This window comes from Janthinobacterium sp. GW821-FHT03C10 (genome assembly GCF_059420865.1).
This window is the reverse complement of record NZ_JBWKUN010000005.1, coordinates 585,777-603,015: the sequence shown is the minus strand read 5'-3', so window position 1 is coordinate 603,015 and position 17,239 is coordinate 585,777. Positions and strand designations below refer to the sequence as shown.

The 17,239-nt window shown below is 63.0% G+C and carries 12 protein-coding genes; 6 read left to right on the top strand and 6 right to left on the bottom strand.

Annotation, left to right across the window (positions count from 1 at the left end; genetic code table 11):
- Together AC07VH_RS19785 and AC07VH_RS19780 are read right to left on the bottom strand one after the other, a co-directional pair.
- The coding region (locus tag AC07VH_RS19785) for a condensation domain-containing protein (protein ID WP_494803997.1) at positions 1-644 on the bottom strand (644 nt) is incomplete at its 3' end.
- Positions 637-10,284, bottom strand: a complete 9,648-nt coding sequence (locus AC07VH_RS19780; RefSeq protein WP_494787433.1) for a non-ribosomal peptide synthetase — start codon at positions 10,282-10,284, stop codon at positions 637-639. The genes AC07VH_RS19780 and AC07VH_RS19785, both read right to left, overlap by 8 nt.
- Positions 10,285-10,647: 363 nt before the next feature.
- Between AC07VH_RS19780 and AC07VH_RS19775 the strand changes: the two genes are divergently transcribed.
- Entirely contained in the window at positions 10,648-11,229 is a 582-nt protein-coding gene (locus tag AC07VH_RS19775) for an acyl-homoserine-lactone synthase (protein WP_475417986.1), read from the top strand.
- A gap of 55 nt (positions 11,230-11,284) precedes the next feature.
- Positions 11,285-11,638, top strand: coding sequence for a helix-turn-helix domain-containing protein (locus AC07VH_RS19770; protein WP_494787434.1), 354 nt, complete (start codon positions 11,285-11,287; stop codon positions 11,636-11,638).
- Here the strand turns inward: AC07VH_RS19770 and AC07VH_RS19765 are convergent.
- Complete coding sequence (locus AC07VH_RS19765; RefSeq protein WP_494787435.1) at positions 11,635-12,444, bottom strand: helix-turn-helix transcriptional regulator; 810 nt, start codon at positions 12,442-12,444, stop codon at positions 11,635-11,637. The genes AC07VH_RS19770 and AC07VH_RS19765 overlap by 4 nt on opposite strands.
- Before the next feature lie 290 nt (positions 12,445-12,734).
- Here AC07VH_RS19765 and AC07VH_RS19760 point away from each other — a divergent pair, with 290 nt between their 5' ends.
- Genes AC07VH_RS19760 through AC07VH_RS19745 form a run of 4 tightly spaced genes read left to right on the top strand, consistent with a single transcriptional unit; the run spans position 12,735 to position 14,854 of the window.
- Complete coding sequence (locus AC07VH_RS19760; protein ID WP_494787436.1) at positions 12,735-13,574, top strand: 4'-phosphopantetheinyl transferase family protein; 840 nt, start codon at positions 12,735-12,737, stop codon at positions 13,572-13,574.
- Between the two features lie 18 nt (positions 13,575-13,592).
- Positions 13,593-14,342, top strand: coding sequence for a hypothetical protein (locus AC07VH_RS19755; protein WP_494787437.1), 750 nt, complete (start codon positions 13,593-13,595; stop codon positions 14,340-14,342).
- Between the two features lie 32 nt (positions 14,343-14,374).
- Entirely contained in the window at positions 14,375-14,581 is a 207-nt protein-coding gene (locus tag AC07VH_RS19750; RefSeq protein WP_489629117.1) for a hypothetical protein, read from the top strand.
- Positions 14,582-14,605: 24 nt separating this feature from the next.
- Positions 14,606-14,854, top strand: coding sequence for a hypothetical protein (locus tag AC07VH_RS19745; RefSeq protein ID WP_489629118.1), 249 nt, complete (start codon positions 14,606-14,608; stop codon positions 14,852-14,854).
- Positions 14,855-15,132: 278 nt separating this feature from the next.
- Here AC07VH_RS19745 and ychF read toward each other — a convergent pair whose 3' ends face one another.
- The 3 genes from ychF to AC07VH_RS19730 all read right to left on the bottom strand — a co-directional run bounded on the left by ychF (position 15,133) and on the right by AC07VH_RS19730 (position 17,184).
- A complete protein-coding gene (gene ychF, locus AC07VH_RS19740; protein WP_086145737.1) occupies positions 15,133-16,224 on the bottom strand; it encodes a redox-regulated ATPase YchF in 1,092 nt (363 codons plus the stop codon).
- Positions 16,225-16,375: 151 nt separating this feature from the next.
- Entirely contained in the window at positions 16,376-16,609 is a 234-nt protein-coding gene (locus AC07VH_RS19735) for a helix-turn-helix domain-containing protein (RefSeq protein ID WP_034778346.1), read from the bottom strand.
- A complete protein-coding gene (locus AC07VH_RS19730) occupies positions 16,609-17,184 on the bottom strand; it encodes a hypothetical protein (protein ID WP_494787438.1) in 576 nt (191 codons plus the stop codon). Before AC07VH_RS19730 ends, AC07VH_RS19735 begins: the two co-directional genes overlap by 1 nt.
- Positions 17,185-17,239 lie beyond the last annotated feature (55 nt).

Here is a 17,239-nt window from a genome sequence, read left to right as displayed (position 1 = left end):
TGGATCGCCAGCGGCGGCAGCGGATCGGCCTGGCCAGCGCTGAAGGCGGCGTACAGCGTGCTGATCTCGCGCACCAGCACGCCGATCGACCAGCCGTCGGAGACGATATGATGCTGCGTCAACAGCAATACATGTTCATCCTCGGCCAGGTGCAGCAACTGGCAGCGTATCAGCGGGCCGGCGGCCAAGTCGAAAGGCCGCACCGCTTCCTCGTCCGAGAAGCGCTGTACGGCGATCTCGCGTTCGCGCGGCGGCAGATGGCGCAGGTCACGCTGTTCCAGCGCCATGCCGGCACCGGCTGCGGCGATGCGCTGCACCGGCGCGCCATCGACATTCACAAAGGTCGTGCGCAGGCTTTCGTGGCGCGCCACGATGCGGTCGAGCGTATCCTTCAGCGCCGTCTGGTTCAAACTTCCCTTGAGCCGCAATTGCGCCGGGATATGGTAGGCGATGCTGGCGGCGCGATCGAGTTCGGTCAGGAACCACAGCCGCTGTTGGGCGTACGACAGCAGCAACGGCTGCTGCCGATCCGCGAATTCGATGCGCGTCTGCTCGCGCGTGGCGGATTGCTTGATGCGTTTTTGCAAACGCTGCATCAGGATAGCCTGCTGCAACTGCTGCAGATCGGTATGTGGCTTATTCATCTGTGGAGGTCTCTTTATTCAGAATTTCCAGCAATTGGCTTTCGGATAAATTGCCAAGGTCGTTTTTCATGCGTTCCATTTCCTCACCCAGGAAAAGCGAAAACTGCAGGGTGGTGATCACCTCGGCCAGCTGGCTCAGCACCGGGCTGCCGAACAAATCCGTCAGGGAAATCTCGATCTGGAAGACCGCGCGCACGCGCCCCATCAACTGCACCGCCATCAGCGAATGGCCGCCCAGCTCGAAGAAGTTGTCCTGGCGTCCCACGCGTTCCAGTCCCAGCAGCTCCTGCCAGATCAGTGCCAGCTCGCATTCGGCATCGGTGACCGGGGCTTCGTGATCGCGCAACGCACTGGCCGCGACATCCGGCAGCGGCAGCGCCTTGCGGTCAATCTTGCCGTTCGCATTGAGCGGAAAAACATCGAGCACGACAAAGCAGCTCGGCACCATGTATTCGGCCAGATGCACACTCAACGCGTGGCGCAGATCGCCTGGTGACGGCAGTGCGCCCGGCTGGGCAGTGAGATAGGCCACCAGCCGCTTCTCTCCCGGCAGGTCTTCACGCAGCATGACCAGCGCTTCGCGCACGCCATCGCAGGCCATCAGCCGCGCCTCGACCTCGCCCAGCTCGATGCGGAAGCCGCGGATCTTGACCTGGAAGTCGTTGCGGCCGATGAATTCGATAGTCCCGTCCGGCAACCAGCGGGCGACATCGCCGGTCTTGTACAGGCGCGCGCCTTCGCGGTCGCTGAACGGATCGGTGACGAAGCGCTCTGCCGTCAAGTCCGGGCGATTCAGGTAGCCCCGCGCGAGCCCGGCGCCGCCGATGTACATTTCGCCCGCCACGCCGACCGGCACGGGCTGCAGGTAGGAATCAACGATGTACACCTGGGCGTTGGCCAGCGGGCCGCCAATCGGCAGGGTGTGGGCGTCATCGGCGATGCCCGGGATATCGAAGGCGGTGGCGAAGGTCGTGGTTTCGGTTGGTCCGTAGCAGTGCACGAAATGCTCTGGCGGGCCGCTGCGCAGGGCACCCTTGATACGGCTCAGGTCAGTCCTCTCGCCGCCGAACAGTACGTATCGCATGCGCGGCAGCAGCTCGCTCATCGCCTCGGCGTACTGGTTGAACAGCGCGATGGTCATAAAGGCTGCGGTAGCACCTTCAGCCAGCAGCAGGTTCGTGAACCGCACCGGGTCGAGCAGCACGGTCTGCGGCACGATCAGCACCCGCGCACCGTTGAGCAGGCCGCCCCAGACTTCCCAGGTCGAGGCGTCGAAGGCGGGATTGGCGCAGTGAACAATCACATCATCGCGGCCGATCTCGGCAAATGAATTGTTTATTACCAGCTGCACTACATTGCGGTGCTCCACCATCACGCCCTTGGGCATGCCAGTCGAACCGGAGGTATAGATCACATAGGCAAGATGGTGCGCAGCCAGGCCAGCCGCCGCCGCGTCCGGATCGCCTTGGGCTTGGCTGGCGATGGCGTGGGCGTCTGCTTCGCCATCGACGATGATCGCGCGCACGCCAGTCGGCGGCATGCGTTCCGCCAGCGATGCCTGCGTCAGCAACGCCACCGGTCCGCTGTCGGCCAACATGGCCGACAGCCGGTCGGCCGGATAGTTCGATTCAAGCGGCACATAGGCGGCGCCAGCCTTGAGGATGCCGAGCCAGCCGATGACCATGGCGCTGCCGCGCTCCATGCAGATGGCGACCCGGTCATCCGGCTGCACACCCAGCGCAAGCAGATAATGCGCCAGCTGGTTGGCACGCCGATTGAGTTCATCGTAGCTCATGCTCGCGCCTTCGCAGACCAGCGCAATCGCCGCCGGATGCTCCTGTACCCGCTCCTCGAACAACTGGTGCATCAGCTTGTGCTGCGGATACTCGCGGGCGGTATCGTTGAACGACTCCAGCACCTGGATGCGCTGGGCGGCGGTGAGAATCGGCAGGCGGCGCACCGTCGCGCCGTCATTGACCGTCATGGCGAACAGCAGCGTTTCCAGATGCATGGCCAGGCGCTGGATCGTCGACACGTCGAACAGATCGCTGGCATATTCGATGGCACCGCTGATGGTATCGCCGTCATCCCTCAGCATCAGGCTGAGATCGAAGCGGCTGGTCACATGGGCTTGCGCCATATTGCTCACTGTCAGGCCGGGCAGCGCCAGCGTGCCCTCCTGGTCGCCACTGTCCAGATTGATCGCGACCTGGAACAGCGGGCTGTAGCCCATGCTGCGCGCCGGCTGCACTATTTCCACCACTTGCTCAAACGGCAGATCCTGATGATCGTAGGCAGCCATCGTGTGGGCCTTGACCTGAGCCAGCAGTTGCGCCACGCTCGGCTCGCCATCCAGCTTGACGCGCATTGCCAGCGTATTGACGAAGAAGCCGATCAAGTCCTCGACCTCGGTGCGCTGACGATTGGCGACCGGGGTGCCGATCACCACGTCGTCTTGTCCCGACAGGCGCGCCAACAGCGCGGCCCAGCCGGCCAGCAGCGTCATGAACAGCGTGGTCTGATGCTTCTGGCTCAGCGCTTTCAAAGCCGCCGTGACGTCGGCGTCAAGGCGCAGCGGCACGCTGCCGCCGGCATAGCTTTTCCGCGCCGGACGCGGATGATCGGTCGGCAGTTCCAGCAGCGCTGGCGCGTCGCTCAGTTGTTCCTTCCAGAACGCTGTCTGCGCCCGCAACGCCTCGCCACGCAGCCAGCCGCGTTGCCAGACTGCGTAGTCGGCATACTGTATCGCCAGCGGCGGCAGCGGATCGTCGCGGCCCTGGGTAAAAGCAGCGTACAGGGTGCTGATTTCGCGCACCAGCACACCCATCGACCAGCCATCGGAAACGATGTGGTGCTGGGTAATCAGTAGGGCGTGCTCATCTTCGGACAAGCGCAGCAACTGGCCGCGGATGAGCGGGCCAGCAGACAGGTCGAACGGCCGCGCCACTTCCATGCTGCTGATGTCGGCCAGCGCAGCATCACGGGCGCGGCCGGACAGGTGGCTCAGGTCATGCTCGCCCAAGGTGAAGCCCGCTGCCGGCGCGGCGATCACCTGCACCGTCTGGCCATCGATCTCGGCAAAGGTGGTACGCAGGCTTTCGTGGCGCGCCACGATGCGGTTCAGCGCGGCTTTCAGCGCGGCCTTATCCAGCGCACCGCGCAGGTGCAGCGCGCCCGGCATATGGTAGGCGGCGCCGGCAGCGTGATCGAGCTGGTCGAGGAACCACAGGCGCTGCTGGGCGAACGACAGCGGCGGAGGCTGGTGCCGGTCGACCGGTGCGATACTGGCGGCGGCGGCGCCGGCATTTTCAGCAGCGGCGGCGAAGTCGCACAAGGTCGGGTGCAGAAACAGCTCCCGCAGGCCCAGCTCGCGGCCAAGCTCCTGGCGCAGGCGCGCCATCATTTGCACGGCCAGCAGCGAGTGTCCGCCCAGTTCGAAGAAATGGTCCAGGCGGCCGATGCGTTCAAGCTTGAGCAGCGCCTGCCAGATGCGGGCCACGCTTTCCTCCATCGCGCCGCGCGGCGCTTCGTAGTCGCGCACCACCACGGCGGAACGGTCCGGCGCCGGTAGCGCCTTGCGGTCAACTTTGCCGTTCGGGGTGAGCGTGAAGGTATCGAGCACCACGAAGGCGGCCGGGAGCATGAAGTCGGCCAGGTGCCGCGCCAGCTCGGCGCGCAAGGCGGCCACATCCAGCGTCACGCCTTCCTGCGCGGTCAGGTAAGCGACCAGCCGCTTGTCGCCGGCAACGTCGTCGCGGGCCATGACCAGCGCCTGCCTGACGCCAGCGCAAGCCGCGAGCCGCGTCTCGATCTCGCCCAGCTCGATACGGAAGCCGCGCAGCTTAACCTGGAAGTCGTTGCGGCCGATGAACTCGATATTGCCGTCTGGCAACCAACGTGCCAGGTCGCCGGTCTTGTACAGGCGCGCGTCCGTCTGATCGGAAAACGGATCGGCGACAAAGCGTTCGGCCGTCAGTTCAACGCGGTTCAGGTAGCCGCGGGCAACGCCTGCACCGCCGATATACATCTCGCCCGCCACACCGACCGGCACCGGCTGCAGGTGACGGTCCAGGATGTAGACCCGCGTATTGGCGATCGGGCGGCCGATCGGCAGCACATGAGCATCGATCACCGATTCGTCGACTTCGAAGGTAACGGTGAAGGCGATCGTCTCGGTCGGACCGTAGGTGTGCACGAGATGGCGTGGCCGGCTGTTGCGAAACACTTGCGCCACCGTCGTCAGGTTGACCTTGTCGCCGCCGAACAGCAGGTAATTGAGACGCGAGAATGACGTCGCCAGCGCCTCCGCGTACTGGTGGAACAGGCCGGCGGTCAATTGCACGATGCTGGCCGCCTCCCTGTCGAGCAGCGCGCCGAAGGCGGCAGGATCGAGCAGATCCTGCTGGCACACCACCAGCAGTTTTGCGCCGTTGAGCAGGGCGCCCCAGACTTCCCAGGTCGATGCGTCGAAGGCGGGATTGGCGCAATAGGCCATGCAATCGGCCGGCGTGATCTCCACGCAAGGTTCGTTGATCACCAGTTGCACCACATTGCGGTGCTCGACCATGACGCCCTTCGGCATGCCGGTGGAACCGGAGGTGTACACCACGTAGGCGAGGTGGCTGGCGCGCAGGCCGATGGCGGCGGCATCGAGATCCGTGTCCGGCTGCGCGGCCAGCACCTGCGCGATGGCCGGTTCATCAGTTGCCAGGATCGGGATAGAGGTGGCTGGCAGCACCGGCGTCAGCGCGGCCTGAACAAGGATGGCCACGGGCGCGCAATCGTCAAGCATGAAGGACAGGCGCTCGGCCGGGTAGCCGGGATCCAGCGGCACATAGGCGGCGCCCGCCTTGAGGATGGCCAGCCAGCCGATCAGCATGGCGCTGCCGCGCTCCATGCAGATAGCGATGCGGTCATCCGGCTGGACACCCTGGGCGCGCAGGTAATGCGCCAACTGGTTGGCCTGGCGATTCAGCGCGCCGTAGCTCAGGGTGACACCCTGATCCACCAGCGCTGGCGCCTGGGGCCGGGCCAAGGCCTGCGCTTCGAACAATTCGTGGATCAGCTGGTGCTCGGGATAGGCCCGCGCCGTATCGTTGAACGCCAACAGCAACTGGTCGCGCTGGACCTCGGTGGTCAGCGTCAAGCGGCTGACAGGGCTGGCGTCGTCGGCCACCATGGCGCGCAGCAAGGTGTCCAGGTGCGCAGCCATGCGCTGAATCGTCGACGGGTCGAACAGGTCGCTGGCATATTCAAGGTAGCCGACGAGCGTGGCGCCAGCGGCGCTTTCCTCGTGCGCCAATGCCAGGCTCAGGTCGAAGTGCGTGGTGATGTGGGCCGGATCGAGCATCTCGATCGCCAGATCGGGCAGGTGCAGGGTGCGTTCGCCCGGTGCGTTGTCCAGATTGAGCAGCACCTGGAACAGCTGGCTATGGCTCATGCTGCGCACAGGCTGCACCACTTCCACCACTTGTTCGAACGGTATATCCTGATGGTCATAGGCAGCCAGCGTGTCGGCACTCACCCGGGCCAGCAGCTGCGCCACGCTCAGGTCATCGTCCACCTGGACGCGCAGCGCCAGCGTGTTGACGAAGAAACCGATCAGGCCTTCGACCTCGGCGCGCTGGCGATTGGCGATCGGCGTGCCCACCACCACATCGTGCTGACCCGACAGACGCGCCAGCAGGATCGACCAGCCCGTCAGCAGGGTCATGAACAGGGTGGCGCCATGTTTCTGGCTCAGCGCTTTCAGGCCGGACGTCAGTTCCGCATCCAGTCTCAGGGGCACTGCGCCGCCGGCGTAACTTTGCTGCGCCGGACGCGGACGGTCGGTCGGCAGCTCCAGCAGTGCCGGCGCGCCCGCCAGTTGTTCCTTCCAGAAGGCGCTTTGCGTCCGCAGAGGTCCATCGCGCAGCCAGTCGCGCTGCCAGGCCGCGTAGTCGGCGTACTGGATTGCCAGCGGCGGCAGCGGATCGGCCGCGCCCCGTTTGAAGGCCGTATAGAGGGCGCTGACTTCGCGCACCAGCACACCGAGCGACCAGCCGTCAGAGATGATGTGGTGCTGGGTGATCAGCAACACGTGTTCGTCCTCGGCCAGGCGCAACAGCTGCCCACGGATCAAGGGGCCGTTGACCAGGTCGAAGGCCCCGATCGCTTCGGCGTCGGAGCGACGCTGCACGGCGTACTCGCGCTCGTGGCCGGACATCTGGCTCAGATCGCACTCGTGCAGGGTGAAGCCGCTGTCCGCGGCGGCGATCGTCTGCACAGTCTGCCCTTCGAAGTCCGCAAAGGTGGTGCGCAGGCTCTCGTGGCGCGCCACGACGCGATCCAGCGCGGCTTTCAGGGCCGGCTTGTCCAGTTTGCCATGCAGGCGCAACGCGGCCGGCATGTGATAGGCCGCGCCGGCGGCCTGATCAAGCTGATCGAGGAACCACAGGCGTTGCTGTGCATAGGACAAGGCCAGCGGCTGGCTGCGGTCGACCGTGGTGATGAGGTCGGCTACGCTGCGTGGAGCATCGGCCACCACGGCGGCGAATGCCGCCAGCACGGGATGCTGGAACAGCGTGCGCAGGGTCACTTCGCGTCCCAATACCTGACGCACGCGCGCCGCCAGTTGCGCCGCCTGCAAGGAATGCCCGCCCAGTTCAAAGAACTGGTCGTGGCGGCCGATACGCTCAAGCTTGAGCAGTTCGCGCCAGATGCGGGCCACGGCCTCCTCGACGGCGCCTTGCGGCGCCTGATAGGCACGCGTCGCCACCGCCGACTGATCGGGAGCCGGCAGGGCTTTGCGGTCGATTTTGCCATTCGGGGTGAGCGGAAAGGCCTCCAGCACCACAAAGGCAGCCGGCAGCATGTGTTCGGCCAGATCCCGCGCCAGCGCGGCGCGCAGGTCCGCCGCTCCCGGCACGACGCCGGGTCTCGCCGTCAGGTAGGCAACCAGGCGCGGCTCGCCCGCCGCGTCCTCACGCGCCACGACGAGCGCTTCCTGTACCCCCGGGCAAGCGGCCAAGCGCGCTTCGATTTCGCCCGGCTCGATGCGAAAGCCGCGAATCTTGACCTGAAAGTCGTTGCGGCCAATGAAATCGATATTGCCGTCCGGTAGCCAGCGCGCCAGGTCGCCGGTCTGGTACATACGTGCCTCAGGAAGGCCGGAAAACTCATCCGCGACAAAGCGTTCCGCTGTCAGCTCCGGACGATTGAGGTAGCCGCGCGCGACACCGGCACCGCCGATGTAGATCTGACCCGCCACGCCCACCGGCACCGGCCGCAGATGACGGTCCAGGATATAAATGCGGGTGTTGGCCAGCGGACGGCCGATCGGAATCGCGTCGCAGTGGCGGCCGGCAACGTGGCGATAGGCTGTCGTGCACACGGTGGCTTCGGTAGGTCCATAGGCGTTGAACAGACGGTACTTGCCACCCCAGTGGTCAGCTAGCGCCGGCGGCAGGGCTTCGCCGCCGACGATCAGGGCCTGCAGGCTGCCCAGATCGGCGTCGCGCGGCAGGGCCGCCAGTGCGGCCATCGGCATGCTGACGTGGGTGATGTCGCTTTCCTGCAGGGTGCGCGCCAGCGCTTCTCCCGGCAGCAGCGCATCCGGCGAAGCCAGGCATAGCGTGGCGCCGCTGCCCAGCGCCATCACGATTTCGGAGACGCAGACGTCAAAGCTGAACGAGACAAACTGCAATACGCGGCTGTCCGGTCCCACGCCGAAGTCGGCAATGAGGGTGTGCGCCAGGTTGCACAGGCCGGCATGCTGGTTCATCACGCCTTTCGGCTTGCCGGTGGAACCGGAGGTGTAAATGACATACGCCAGGTGCTCGGCGCGCAGGCCGCTGGCGGCAGGATCGGGGTTGGTGTCCGGCAAGGCCGCCAACGTGTCGTCCAGCGCATCGAGCAGCACCACCTGCGCTGCGGGCGCCGGCACCAGCGCCCGCAGCGCCTGTTGCGTCAGCACCACCACGGGCGCGGCATCCTCGACCATGTAAGCCAGGCGCTCGCCTGGATAGGCGGGATCGAGCGGCACATAGGCGGCGCCCGCCTTCCAGGTCGCCAGCACGGCGACGATCATGTCGATGCCGCGTTCGACGCAAATGGCGACGCGGTCATCCGGCCGTACGCCGAGGCCACGCAACTGGTGCGCGAGGCGGTTGGCGCGGCGATTCAGCTGATCGTAGCTCACGCTGACGCCTTCCCATGCCAGGGCGGCCGCATGCGGACGGGCGAGGGCCTGCGCTTCGAACAGTTGCTGTATCAGTTCACCTTGCGGGCGGGCCGCCGCATTGGCGTTGAAATCGACCAGCAATTGCCGGCTCTCCCGCGCATCCAGCAGCGGCAGGCGGCTCACCGCCATGCCCTCATCGGCCAGTGCGGCCTCCATCAGCAGCGCAACGCGCGCCTGCATCCGCACCACTTCGTCGTGCGCGAACAGCTGCGAGTTGTAGTTGAAATCGATAATCACCTCCTCGCCGGGATGGTGGTCGCGGATGAGGATGGCCAGCGGCGCATGCTCGTAGCCGTTGTCCATCGGTACCAGCCGCGCCGGCGCGCCGCCGAGCTGGCCGACGGCGTCGAAACCCATATTGGACAAGGTGATGTCGAATAACTGCCGGCGCCCCTGCTGCCCTACTCGCAGGTGGCGGTTGATTTCGGCAATGGGAAAGCGCTGGTGGCGGTAGCAGCGCCGCAATTCGGCGGCCACCTCGTTCATCAGGTCCACGAACGAGCCATTTGGATCGACGCGGATGCCGACCGGGCTGGCTGACGAGAACATACCGACGGTCTTCTTCTGGCGCGCCGATCCCCGGTTGTGCACGGTAACACCGATCACCACCTCCTCGACCTCGTGGACGCGGGCGAAGTAGGCGCCGAGGGCGGCCAGTATCACGTGAGTAATCGCATGGCCATGGCCGGCGGCGAAGGCAGTGTAGCGGTCGAACTGCGCGCGCGGCAATGTCCAGCGCACCTGTTCGCTTGTGGCGAGATCGACCGTGATCTCGGTCTCGTGGCGCGCGAACAGCGGTTCCGGCAGGCGCGCATAACGTCCGCACCAGAACTGGCGGTCGCGGTCATAACGGGGCGAGTCCAGATAGGCGCAGTCGTCAGCGATAAATTCACTGTAGGACGGGGCCGGGCCGGCTGCCGCCAGCGGGTCCACCAGCAGGCGGTTGTAAACATCGGCTACGGCGTGCAGGAAATTGATCAAACCAGTACCGTCGGTAACCAGGTGATGGTAGCGCTTGAGCCAGTAACAGCAGTCGTCTGTGCGCACCAGTTCCACCTCCCACAGCGCGCCGCGCGCCAGGTCGAATGGGCGGCGGAATGCCTGCGCCAGATAGACGCGTGCCCGGGCATCGGCATCCGGCTGGCCGGAGAAATCGATGACCGGCAGCGCCACATCGACCGTGTCACGGAAGCGCTGTACCGGCAAGCCGTCTTCGTCGTCCAGCACCATGCGCAACGCGTCATTGGCATTGGCGACCTGATTGATCGCCTGGCGCAGCAATGCGGCATCCACCGCACCGCGGATTTGCCATGCCATACCGACGTTATAGATCGGCAAATCCGGATGCAGCGCCTGGTCCAGCCAGATCACCTTCTGCACCGACGAAAGAGGAAACGTTTGTTGGAAATCATTGGGCATGATGCAAACCTTTTCTAAGAGGACCTGTGCCCGGCATGGCCGGCGGCGCAATCCAAATACCTGTATCTGTTGAGATTGGAGGCGCCGCGACTAGCGCGCCAATGAGATGCATTAACGCAAAATAACGGGAAAATTTTTACTAGCAAGTTTGCTAGTGCCGCGCTCACTGAGGGGCGGTGGAAGGCAATGCATGGATTCGGGCTCTTGTCGCTAGAAGTTCTGCTAGGCCGTTGCGGCCGTTTCACTAGCTGGATCGCTAGTTATTTGATTTAGCCAATTTGCATAAAGTAGCTACATCAAACGCAGCAATTTGACAACCGCAGTCAACGTACTAGTGAAATTCAACCATACAGGGGAATGACCATGAGCTCGATGATTCAAATAGGACAGCGCGATAAATTCAGCCGCGTGGAACTGCGCGCCATCCATGTACTGCGCGCCAAAGTGTTCCGTGATCGCATGGGCTGGGCAGTGCCGATCCTGGGTGGCATGGAGATCGACGGCTATGATGCGCTGGAACCTCATTACATGGTCATCCGCGGCGGCGACCAGCGCATCTGCGGCTGCTGGCGCATGCTGCCCACCCTGGGCCCATACATGCTGAAGGACACCTTCCCCGAACTGGTGCAAGGCGCAGCCCTGCCGGAAGAAGAGAACATCTGGGAGCTGAGCCGCTTTGCGATCGAGACCGACGGCGACAACCGCTTTGGCTTTGCCGAGCGCGCCAAAGAAGCGATGCGCGGCATCGTCAACTTTGCCGATACGCAGGGCATCAGCAAATATGTGACAGTAACCACCACCGCCGTCGAGCGCCTGCTGCGTCACAGCGGAGTGGAAACCACGCGCATGGGTCCCCCCCTACAGATCGGTGTAGAAAAGGCAGTTGCTCTGGAGATTCATCTAGGCGCCAAGACACGCACCGCACTGTTTGGACCCGACCATTGATGACATCGACCCATGCGACGGCAACCTGCCACCGCTTAACCAGCAGAGTACGATTATGAGCAAGCTTTCCTCGGTGCGCCGCACGGCCGGCGCACCGATCCAGGCCAGACGCGTTGTCCTGTCGTCGCGCAGCGCCACGCCAGACGATGGTGGCGACGAGCTGCACTGGATCACCACGCGTGATAAATATCTGATCCGTGACTTTCGCCAGATCATGCGCGAAAATCAGACCGCCTTCTGGCGCCGCTTCGGCGTTTCCCAGACTCGCGGCAGTCGCTTCGAGCGCGGCAAGTCGATGCCGCTGCCGGTGCTCATACTGATGCGACTGTACTTGCTGCGCGTGATCGACGACGCCGACCTGCTGGCGGTGCGCTCGGGCGACGACGATGCCAGCGGTGGCCGACTCTAACCGGGAATATTGACGAGACCAAGGCGAATTGCCTTGATCACCACGTCATTGCGACGGGTAACGCCGAATTTGGTACGAAGATTTCCGATATGAAAATTTACTCCCGCCTCCGAAATGCTCAGAATGCGTCCGATTTCCCACGCCGTTTTGCCAGCCACCATCCATTGCAGACAATCGAGCTCGCGCGCGGTCAGTACCGGCGCCTCCTGCGCTACCGGCGCAGCATGCATGTAGCGACGCATGGAGTCGAAAGCGATGTCGCGCAACAGGGTCAGGTTAGCGAGTTGTTGGCTGAGGTCATTCGTGAAACCGGCCCCCGGTGCCTGATCCCGGACACAAGTCAGCATGCCGACTTCGCCGCCGATACCGTGAACCGGCAGGGTCACGCCGGCCTTGAGGCCGTGGCCAGCCGCCTCCTCGTACAACGCGCTTTCCTCGGTGGTCTTGAACGAGTCCGGCACCCAGACGAAGGGCGACATCGATTGAAAACAGTGTCCGACCGTGGGATCGGCGGCGCGCAGATTCTGGCGGTCGTACTCTTCCCGCCATTTGCCAGGGTAATTGCTACGCAGATAGACATTGCCCTGGCTGACCTTGGGCTGGGGGATAACCGCGAACAGGACCTTGTCGAAACCAAGGTTCTGGACCCCGGCCTGCAGCTTCAACACGGCATCGGCCTCACAAGAAGCTCCAGCCAGCCCCTCGTAGAAGCCGGCAAACCCGTTCAACATACCATCGCGCATGTGCGCCTCCCTGAGCAGACATTTATTATTAAAATAATTTTTACTCTCTTTTAACTTTACCATGATACAAATTTCTTAAGTTAAAAAATCAACATAAGTAGACTTACAAACTACACTCACCTTGCCCCCTCGCCGCCAGCATCCTGTACCTGAAGGCCGGCGAAGCGCGGCCGACACACGGAAATCGCTATTTCAGGAATAAAGCATGTCCTTGGCCGGCGTCCCGGACTTTGCCTGCCAATTCCAGCCAAAAGGGTCAACTTCAGGCTCCTACTTATCAGAACTACTAGTTACGCCCGGCTTGCCTGCGCTAGATAATGTGGCCATTGTTGTTGCCAATAAGTTGACGCCCCATGTCCCAATCCATTCTGTGGCCTGACACCGCCCTCATCGATATCCGTGCCAACCCGGTGCGGGACGCGATCGCAATCTACCTGCTCGAACTGGATATTCCGGCGCCAATAGCCTTGCTGCCGCGTTATTTGTCCTATCTGGGCGATGCTGAAGGCGAGTGCAAGCGCGCCATGCGCCCAACGCAAAGCCAATGGCAATATCTGCAAAGCCGCGTGCTGCGACGGGTGGTGCTGGGTGCGTATACCGGGCGGGAGCCCGGACAACTCCGTTTCGCGCGCGACAAATGGGGCCGAGCCCGCCTGACCGACCAAGACACGCTACATTTCAGCCTCGCCCAATGCGCCAGCCACGTGGCCCTGGCGGTGGGCAGCGGATCTGTGCTCGGCATCGACGTCGAAACCGTATTCCCGATGCATCCCAACTTCATGCACACGGCCCGTACCCATTTCAGCGCCACCGACCTCGAGCAGCTGGAGGCCTGTCCGGAAGCGCGGCGCTACCACCACTTCCTGGAGTTGTGGACGCTGAAGCAAGCGTATCTGAAGGCGGTCGGCCTGGGCATACACAGACCGATGGCGCCTTGCACTTTCTCACGCACCAGTTCGGGCCTGCTGGTATGCCAGGACCGCGAGCCTCTATCCGACCGCGAGCAGCCCAGCGCCTTTCTCAGCCAGCAATGGATGAGTATTTGTCAGCTGGGACTGGCATATAGCACCGGCCTGCCTGTCAGTTTCCGTTACCTCAACGGCAGCAACCTGGCACAAATCTGGCCACACATGCAGCATGGCAACGGTAACGCGTTCTCCCCTGGGAACAGCGCGCCCCCCTTGTCATCGTAATCCTTACATGAGGTATATATGAAACGCCTTTCTCAGATTGCCGGTCTGTTCGTGCCGTGCCTGCTGCTGTGTCCCGTATCCGGCGCAGCCGACCAGAGCGATGCCGGCATGGCTGCGGTAGTCGTCAGCAGCACCAAGGACCCGGACTGGAAAACCTACCGCGCATTCACGGCCGGACTGGACATCTTCGACGAACAACGCCAGCTGGCACCGGACGCCACGCTGCGTTTCGTGCTGCTGCCCAAGGCCGCCAACGCCTCGCTCAAGGACATCAAGCTGCGCATCGCCGGCGACGAGTTAAGCATTCCGGTGCCGGTCGCGGCCGACGGCACGTTCACCGTGCCGCGCAGCGAAGCGGCCACCAGGGAGGACGCCGAATTGCTACTCAACCGCAAACCGGGTACCTTCCGATGGCGGCCAGACGTGCGCACACCCGGCGTGGCGGACAACGCCCGCCGCCTCGGCGACCTGCGGCTCGAATGCGCGGTGCGCTGGGCAGTCGAACAGTACGAGACGCCCTATATGATCCGCAAGCTCATGTACGCTGCCGGCCAGCCCTGCCTGACTTCGCGCATCAAGGTCGACTACTTCGCCCCACGTCGTATCGCCGCCATGTATCTGACCGCGGACGGGCGCCGTACCCAACTACCGCAGAACCTGCTGGAAAACGACGGCAAAGTGTTCGTGCCGCCAGTGCATGACAAGAGCTGGCCTGACGACGCGCTGCTGGAGTTCGAGTACTCTCCGCCGGAGCAGGCGGCAAAGTAGGCCGGCGCCATACGACTGGGGAGATTTGTTGCATGAAGCAGCTTCCAATAATTCAGCAGGAGATCGTGCGCCGCGCGTGGGACAAGCTGGACGAAACGTCTTTCGGCTATGTCCCGCTCGGCGAGGCGCCGGATGGCTTCCACGCCTATGCGAAAATGGCGTGCGGCGACGAGTGGTCGCTGATCGCCGCGATGAGGGCACGCGGAACGCAGGAAGCCAAGCGCCAAACGGACCGTTGATGCCCGAGGCCGGAATCCTCGGCCTTGGGCGCGTTCTATCGACGTCTTGCCGCACGCATCGGCAACGCAAAGACCGTGACGGCGACGGCGCGCAAAATCGCCGTGCTGTTCTATAACGCTATGCACTTCGGGATGAACTACACCGATCCAGGGGCGGATCAATACGAGCAAGAATACAGAGCACGGGTTAGCAAGCAACTGCATCGCCGTGCTGCGCAATTTGGATATCCCTTGCAGGCCCAAGACACGCCGGATTCCGTTGGTGTTTCCTAGGAAGCAGCGGCGTACTGCGCGCGGGATGTGCTGTGAAATACGCCTGGCTTGACCATCATGCGTCAGCATATCGAGGCAAGAGTTAGGGCTTACTCATCATATACACTTTTTTACACCTGCCCAAAATCATAGACACCAGCGTATCCACTTTTCCTTTGTAATGCATTGCAATCTTTCGCAACATCCAGAAATGAAAATGCCCTCATAACAGAGGGCACATGTGGCATTTCCGGGCGAATCAGCAACGTCCTGAAATCGCCGGCAATCGCTGAAACAGCTTAGACGTTGAACAGGAAGTTCAGCACGTCGCCATCCTTGACCACGTATTCCTTGCCCTCGGCGCGCATCTTGCCCGCTTCCTTCGCGCCCGCCTCGCCCTTGTAAGCGATGAAGTCGTCATAGGCGATGGTTTGGGCACGGATGAAGCCGCGCTCGAAGTCGGTGTGGATCACGCCGGCCGCCTGTGGCGCCGTAGCGCCCACGGGGATGGTCCAGGCGCGCACTTCCTTCACGCCCGCCGTGAAGTAGGTTTGCAGGCCCAGCAGCTTGTAGCCGGCGCGGATCAGACGGTCCAGGCCCGGCTCTTCCATGCCCATGTCGGCCAGGAAGGCGCCCTTGTCGGCGTCGTCCAGGTCGGCGATTTCCGCTTCCAGCGCCGCGCAGATGGCGACGATGGGGGCGTTCTGCGATTGCGCATAGGCCGTCAGCTGGTCCAGCAGCGGGTTATTCGTGAAGCCCGAGTCGGAGACGTTGGCCACGAACATGGCCGGCTTGGCCGTGATCAGGCACAAAGGCTTGATCAGTTCCATTTCGTCGGCGTCCAGGCCCATGGCGCGCACCGGCTTGGCGTCGTTCAGGTACGGCATCATGCGTTCCATGATGGCCAGCAGCTTGGCCGCATCCTTGTCGCCCGAGCGGGCTTTCTTGTTTTCGCGGTGGATGGCTTTTTCCACGGTGCCCATGTCGGCCAGCGCCAGTTCGGTCTGGATGACTTCGATATCGTCGAGCGGGTTGATCTTGCCGGCCACGTGGATGACATTGTCATCTTCGAAGCAGCGCACGACGTTGACGATGGCGTCCGTTTCGCGGATGTGCGACAGGAACTGGTTGCCCAGGCCCTCGCCCTTCGATGCGCCAGCCACCAGGCCGGCGATGTCGACGAATTCCACGATGGCGTTGACCATGCGTTCCGGCTTGACGATGGCGGCCAGCGCATCCATGCGCGGATCCGGCACTTCGACGACGCCGACGTTCGGCTCGATGGTGCAGAACGGATAGTTTTCAGCCGGGATGCCGGCTTTCGTCAGTGCATTGAACAGGGTGGACTTGCCGACGTTCGGCAAGCCGACGATACCGCATTGGAGACTCATGGAAAACCTTTAAATAATCAATATTGCCGGCAAGCGGCTGGTGCAAAACGGCCGTTGCGGGCGTTTTCTGGATAATCTTGCTGTATTCATGCTCTAAGGGTCAATTGTACCTCTATGCACCCTACTCTTCAAAAAAACCGCCCCGGCGACGCTAACTGTCGCCATCCCCGTCGTCCGGCTGCGACGCATCGAATTCCAGGATGTCGCCAGGCTGGCATTCGAGCATCTCGCAAATTTTCGACAAGGTATCGAAGCGCACGCCGCGCACCTTGCCCGATTTTAAGAGGGACAGGTTCTGCTCCGTGATGCCGATAAAGGCGGCCAGTTCCTTGGATTTCACTTTTTTCCTGGCCAGTACCAGATCGAGGCGCACGACGATACCCATCAGATGAACCCGCTGTTTTCATCGGCCAATCTCTGGCCTTCATGCAGGATTTGCGCCAGCGCAAAGAATACCGAGCACAGCAGCAAGGTCCACAGGTCGCCGCCCGTGATGTCGATAACCAGGCGCAACTGGCGCGTTCCCTCTTCCAGCAAGCCAAACAGCATGCCGCGCACGGTCGGTTCCAGCAAAGTCAGCACCGTTCCCAGCAGCAAGCCGCCGGCGAAGCGGCGAAAGTGCCGCGCCACCTGCGGCGTGAAATATACGCCCTGTTCGAACTGGCGCAACACCAGGGCCAGCTGGCGCACGGCATCGCCCAGCACGCACAAGGCTGGCAAGGCCAGCGCCAGACCGAGTCCCCGCTGCCACAGGGGCATGGCGGCCAGGCGCTCGAATGGCTGGCTCTGCAATTGCAGCAACAGTTCATACATGCCGGCGCCGCCCAGGCTGCCTTGCGCGGCCGGCGCGGGCGCCAGCCAGCCCAGCACCGTCAGCAGCAGGTACAGCAGAAAGAATCCCGAAACGCCGTAGCGCACGCGCCGGCTCAGTAGGGCCGGTCCCGTCTGATTTTTTTTCATATTTAAAAGTATACGAAAGCGTCAAGTGTCGCTAGAATAAATTATCGTAAAACAA

Excerpts from the sequence above, each read along its gene's own strand:
- AC07VH_RS19770 (WP_494787434.1), top strand. The coding sequence starts at position 11,285 with ATGAGCAAGCTTTCCTCGGTGCGCCGCACGGCCGGCGCACCGATCCAG.
- AC07VH_RS19755 (WP_494787437.1), top strand. The coding sequence starts at position 13,593 with ATGAAACGCCTTTCTCAGATTGCCGGTCTGTTCGTGCCGTGCCTGCTG.
- AC07VH_RS19730 (WP_494787438.1), bottom strand. The coding sequence starts at position 17,184 with ATGAAAAAAAATCAGACGGGACCGGCCCTACTGAGCCGGCGCGTGCGC.
- ychF (WP_086145737.1), bottom strand. The coding sequence starts at position 16,224 with ATGAGTCTCCAATGCGGTATCGTCGGCTTGCCGAACGTCGGCAAGTCC.
- AC07VH_RS19765 (WP_494787435.1), bottom strand. The coding sequence starts at position 12,444 with ATGGTAAAGTTAAAAGAGAGTAAAAATTATTTTAATAATAAATGTCTG.
- AC07VH_RS19750 (WP_489629117.1), top strand. The coding sequence starts at position 14,375 with ATGAAGCAGCTTCCAATAATTCAGCAGGAGATCGTGCGCCGCGCGTGG.
- AC07VH_RS19760 (WP_494787436.1), top strand. The coding sequence starts at position 12,735 with ATGTCCCAATCCATTCTGTGGCCTGACACCGCCCTCATCGATATCCGT.
- AC07VH_RS19775 (WP_475417986.1), top strand. The coding sequence starts at position 10,648 with ATGAGCTCGATGATTCAAATAGGACAGCGCGATAAATTCAGCCGCGTG.
- AC07VH_RS19735 (WP_034778346.1), bottom strand. The coding sequence starts at position 16,609 with ATGGGTATCGTCGTGCGCCTCGATCTGGTACTGGCCAGGAAAAAAGTG.
- AC07VH_RS19780 (WP_494787433.1), bottom strand. The coding sequence starts at position 10,284 with ATGCCCAATGATTTCCAACAAACGTTTCCTCTTTCGTCGGTGCAGAAG.